The organism is Lactiplantibacillus dongliensis (assembly GCF_005405105.1).
Classification (GTDB): domain Bacteria; phylum Bacillota; class Bacilli; order Lactobacillales; family Lactobacillaceae; genus Lactiplantibacillus; species Lactiplantibacillus dongliensis.
Window position 1 is genome coordinate 1 of the sequence record NZ_BJDK01000064.1, and the last position, 4,924, is coordinate 4,924.

The following is a 4,924-nucleotide window of genomic DNA, read 5'->3' on the forward strand; positions in this document are numbered from 1 at the left end:
AGCTAGAAAATCCGTCCGCCAAGAACTTTGAACTAATCCAAAATGTAGTGCATAATTGAAAGCGAAGGCGGACGAGTGAAAGCAGTCCAACTGGCAGACGCAGCTGTCTGAGTTTGGCACACTACTTAAAATGAAAAATCACTGAAAATGCGCGAATACGCTTGCATTTATCAGGATGTTTTGTTACCTTTACAGATAAAATAAAATCACAAGGAGCTAACGTTCAATGTCTAATTGGGATACAAAGTTTGGAAAAAAGGGTTATACGTTTGATGATGTACTATTAATTCCGGCCGAAAGTCATGTTTTACCGAATGAAGTTCATCTGGGTGTCAAGCTTGCTGATAATTTGCAACTTAATATTCCAATTATTAGCGCGGGCATGGATACCGTTTCAGAGTCTGCGATGGGAATCGCGATGGCGAACCAAGGTGGTTTAGCGGTTATTCATAAGAACTTGAGTATTGATGCTCAAGCTGCTGAAGTTAGCAAAGTTAAAGCTGTTGAAAAAGACGCTGACCATCCGCATGCTGCCGTTGACGCTAACAACCATCTGTTAGCTGTCGCTGCCGTTGGGGTGACGAGTGATACTTTTGATCGAGCTGAAGCCTTATTTGCCGCTGGTGCTGATGCGATTGTTATCGATACAGCGCACGGTCATTCAGCTGGGGTTTTACGTAAGGTCAAAGAAATTCGCGACCATTTCCCTAAGCAAACGTTAATTGCCGGGAACGTCGCGACTGCTGAAGGGACCCGGGCGTTATTTGAAGCTGGGGTCGACGTGGTTAAAGTTGGGATTGGCCCTGGTTCAATCTGTACGACGCGAATCGTGGCCGGTGTTGGTGTCCCACAATTGACAGCTGTTTATGATGCTGCGAGTGTGGCGCGTGAATATGGTAAGCCAATCATTGCTGATGGCGGGATCAAGTATTCTGGTGACATTGTTAAGGCCTTAGCTGCTGGTGGTAACGCGGTTATGCTCGGCAGTATGTTGGCTGGGACCACTGAAGCCCCTGGCGAAATCGTCTTTGATGATGGTCGTCAATACAAGTTCTACCGTGGCATGGGTTCCGTTGGCGCGATGTCACAAGCCCATGGGTCATCTGATCGTTACTTCCAAGGTGGCGTTAATGAAGCTAACAAGTTAGTACCAGAAGGTGTCGAAGGCCGCGTGCCATTCAAGGGGAGTGTCGATGACATTATCTTCCAAATGCTTGGTGGCTTACGTTCTGGGATGGGCTACGTTGGGGCCAAAGATTTAACGGCACTCAGTAACGATGCTCAGTTTGTTGAAATTTCGGGTGCTGGGTTACGTGAATCACATCCACACGAAATTCAAATTACCAAGAATGCCCCTAACTATTCTGTCAACGGGTAGTCTAATAAATTAAATGATCACTGATAAGTCGAGGAACCTAGTTTCTCGGCTTTTTTGGTACGGTGGATTAAGTGCTGGTCCAAGTTACCAGGCTAGCTAATCTTTGCGTTTTCTCTAAAAAAGGCCTTTGGGCGCCATGTTGTCGGTAGTTTTTGGTAGAATGGAATCAGAATTACTTAAGGAGAAATTTAAATATGAAAATTTTAGTAGTCGATGACGACAAAGAGATTGCACAATTATTAGAAATTTATATTAAAAACGAAGGCTACGAGCCAATTAGTGCTTACAACGGTAAGGAAGCCTTGACGAAATTAAATACGAACCCCGACATTGCCTTAATGATTTTGGATATCATGATGCCTGAAATGGACGGGATTGAAGTCATTAAGGAAGTCCGTAAAGACTCCCAGTTGCCAATTCTAGTCTTATCAGCTAAGACTGGCGATATGGATAAGATTCAAGGGTTAATCACTGGGGCCGATGACTATGTTACCAAGCCATTTAATCCGTTGGAAATTATGGCGCGGGTTAAGTCGCTATTACGGCGGTCAGAGAATAACGTCACGACCACGGAACCAGACGTCCTAGATATCGGACCATTGACTATCAATAAAGATTCACATGAAGTAAAGACGTTGACGGGTAAGGATATTCAATTAACGGCTTTGGAATTTGGTATTTTATACTTATTAGCCAGCCATCCGAACCGGGTCTTTTCGGCTGATGATATTTTTGAACGGGTCTGGCAACAAGAAAGCATTGTCTCAGCTAAAACGGTCATGGTTCATGTTAGTCACTTGCGTGATAAGATCGAAGAAGCGACTGATGGTGAAAAGGTGATCCAAACCGTCTGGGGCGTTGGGTACAAGATTGAATCACGCTAAGAGTGAGGGTTACTTTTGAAATTAACTGGACGTGAAAAAAGTGAATTGTTCTTTGAAGGAGTAGTAACCGTGATTTTGCTACTCCTTTTGAACTTGTCGATCGTGGTCCTAATCAATCAGGCGATTGCGCATAATCCAGGCTTACAGAATGGTATTTTTGAGATTAAACGGTCGATTAAGCTGGGACCAACGAACTATCAATTATGGAGCTACGAAAATCTGTTTGTAGTGTTAATGCTGATTGCGGATGGCATCGTCTTATATTGGCGGCTCATCCGCCGCTATAAGCAAATGCAATTGCGGCATATCATTAGTGAGTTGCATTATATTGCGGCCGGCCATTTTGATCATCGGATTGGCTTCAGCTTGACGGGGGATACGCAGCGTGTCGTTGAAAGTGTCAATGCGTTAGTTGATTCGGCGATTCATTCGATGGATGAAGAACGGGAGATTGAACGGTCGAAAGATGCGTTGATTACTAACGTCAGTCATGATATTCGGACCCCACTAACATCGATTATTGGGTATTTAGGTCTGATTGAAAATCACCAGTATCAATCGTCAGAAGATCTTGTTAAATATACGCATATTGCCTATAACAAGGCGACGCAGATGAAATCATTAGTCGAAGATTTATTTGAATATACGAAGGTGCGTCAGACTGAGACGCCATTGACGATCAGTCGCTTAAATGTGACGGCGATGATGGAACAGCTGGCCGCTAGTTTTGAACTGGAAGCGAATAAGAAACACTTAAAGATTGAGGTGGAAACTGGGACGGCACCGATTTACTTGGAAGCCGATGCCGAGAAGCTAGGTCGGGTCTTCAATAATTTGATCACCAATGCCTTTAAATACGGGACTGGTGCGCATAAAGTGATTTTACAAGCCGAACAACGCGGGGAAGAAGTTGTGATTCGAGTGGCCAATGATGGCGAACGGATTCCGGCCGATTCACTAGGAATGTTATTTGAGCGCTTTTATCGGGTAGAAGAATCACGTTCTAAGGCTACGGGTGGCTCAGGTTTAGGCCTCGCCATCGCCCAAAGCATTGTGCAACATCATGGCGGCTATATTTATGCGCAAAGTGACGATGCGTTAACCAGCTTTGTGATTCATTTACCGGTTAAACACGACCACCCATTGACGAAAAAAGAACAGAAAATTGCGAATTAACTTGTTTCCAACCGCTGCATTATTTAAACTTATAGATAGCATTCAGGAAAGGGATAATTGAGAAATGAGAGTTGCAGGAAAGTTTAAGAAATTCATGATTAGTCTAGTCGCTGCCGTGACGTTGGCGTCGACCGGACTAGGGATTATGGCGACCGGCGTGACCGCCCAAGCTGCCACTACACCAAAGATTTCCGCCAAGGCTGCGATTGCTGTGGACGCATCAACTGGTCAGATCTTGTATAACAAGCATAGTGACAAGCCAATGGCGATTGCTTCGATGACTAAGATGTTGAGTACATATCTTGTGTTGAAGGCCATCCACGAAGGCAAGTTATCTTGGGATCAAAAGATCAGTGTTAGCAAGGCCGTCGCTAAGATGAGTCAGAATAAGGATTATGCGAATGTGCCATTATTATCAACGAAGACTTATTCGGTTCGGCAATTATATAATGCCACTGAAATTTATTCCGCTAACGCCGCAATTACCGCTTTAGGTGATGCGGTTGCCGGGACGCCGCATAAGTTCGTGCAATTAATGCGTCAGACGGCCAAATCATTTGGGATTACCGATGCGACGATTATCAACGCCAGTGGGTTGACCAACAAAGAAGTCGGTAGTGAAATCGGCTATAGCAGTGAAGCTGCTAATGCAGAAAACGAAATGTCGGCTCAAGACGTAGCAACTGTTGCCCAAAAACTATTATCCAAATACCCAGAAGTCTTAAAGACATCTAGCATTGCCCATGCTTGGTTTGCCAAGGGGACGAGTTCTGAAACCAAGATGGATAACCGTAACTTTATGTTGAAAGGGTTAGTGAAGCATTATTCAGCGTTACCTGTTGATGGATTAAAGACTGGGACGTCGACTAAAGCTGGGAATGCCTTTACTGGGACGGTTAAGTTCGGTAATGGTAACCGGATCATTACCGTTGTGATGCATGCTGGTTCGGCTAGTGATAATGGCACCGAACGCTTTACTCAAACGGCGCAGATTATGTCATATGTCTATCATAATTACACAACCACGACTTTAGATAAAGCTAAGGCCATCAATGGTGTCAAAGCCGTGGCAGTTCAAGATGGGAAAACTTTAACAACGAAGTTAGTTTCAAACAGTGACAGTACTAAGATTTATTTGCCAACTGGGACCGATGCATCGAGTGTTAAAGGGACGGCTAGCTTGACTAAAGCGGCAACAACTAATCACAAGTTGCAAGCACCATTGACCAAAGGCAAAACTGTTGGTACAGCTAACTTGAGTTTAGGCAAGACTGCGATCTCAGTCGTAAATGGGACCAAGAGCAAGTCGATGCAAGTTAACTTAACCCCAAACAAATCAGTTGAAAAGGCTAATATCTTCGTCAGAATGTGGCGTGGAATTAAGAGTTGGTTCTAATAGGTTGAAGTTTATTGAGACGAGACTGGAAGTTAATTCTGGTCTCGTTTTTTTGTGGTTTTGGGATGTGGGGACTAGTTGGACTGTGCC

4 protein-coding genes are annotated in these 4,924 nt (G+C 44.3%); all 4 read left to right on the forward strand.

The features are described from left to right. Positions 1 to 226 precede the first annotated feature (226 nt). On the forward strand, positions 227 to 1,378 hold the full coding sequence (guaB, locus tag FFM80_RS14340) for an IMP dehydrogenase (RefSeq protein WP_137641414.1): 1,152 nt from the start codon (positions 227 to 229) through the stop codon (positions 1,376 to 1,378). 194 nt (positions 1,379 to 1,572) lie between these two features. Further along, the gene (gene croR, locus FFM80_RS14345) at positions 1,573 to 2,262 is read left to right on the forward strand and encodes a response regulator transcription factor CroR (protein WP_137607648.1); all 690 of its coding nucleotides are present in this window, start codon (positions 1,573 to 1,575) and stop codon (positions 2,260 to 2,262) included. A 15-nt stretch (positions 2,263 to 2,277) separates the two neighbouring features. Next, complete coding sequence (locus FFM80_RS14350) at positions 2,278 to 3,438, forward strand: sensor histidine kinase (RefSeq protein WP_137641415.1); 1,161 nt, start codon at positions 2,278 to 2,280, stop codon at positions 3,436 to 3,438. Between the two features lie 64 nt (positions 3,439 to 3,502). Further along, on the forward strand, positions 3,503 to 4,834 hold the full coding sequence (locus FFM80_RS14355; protein WP_137641416.1) for a D-alanyl-D-alanine carboxypeptidase family protein: 1,332 nt from the start codon (positions 3,503 to 3,505) through the stop codon (positions 4,832 to 4,834). Positions 4,835 to 4,924 lie beyond the last annotated feature (90 nt).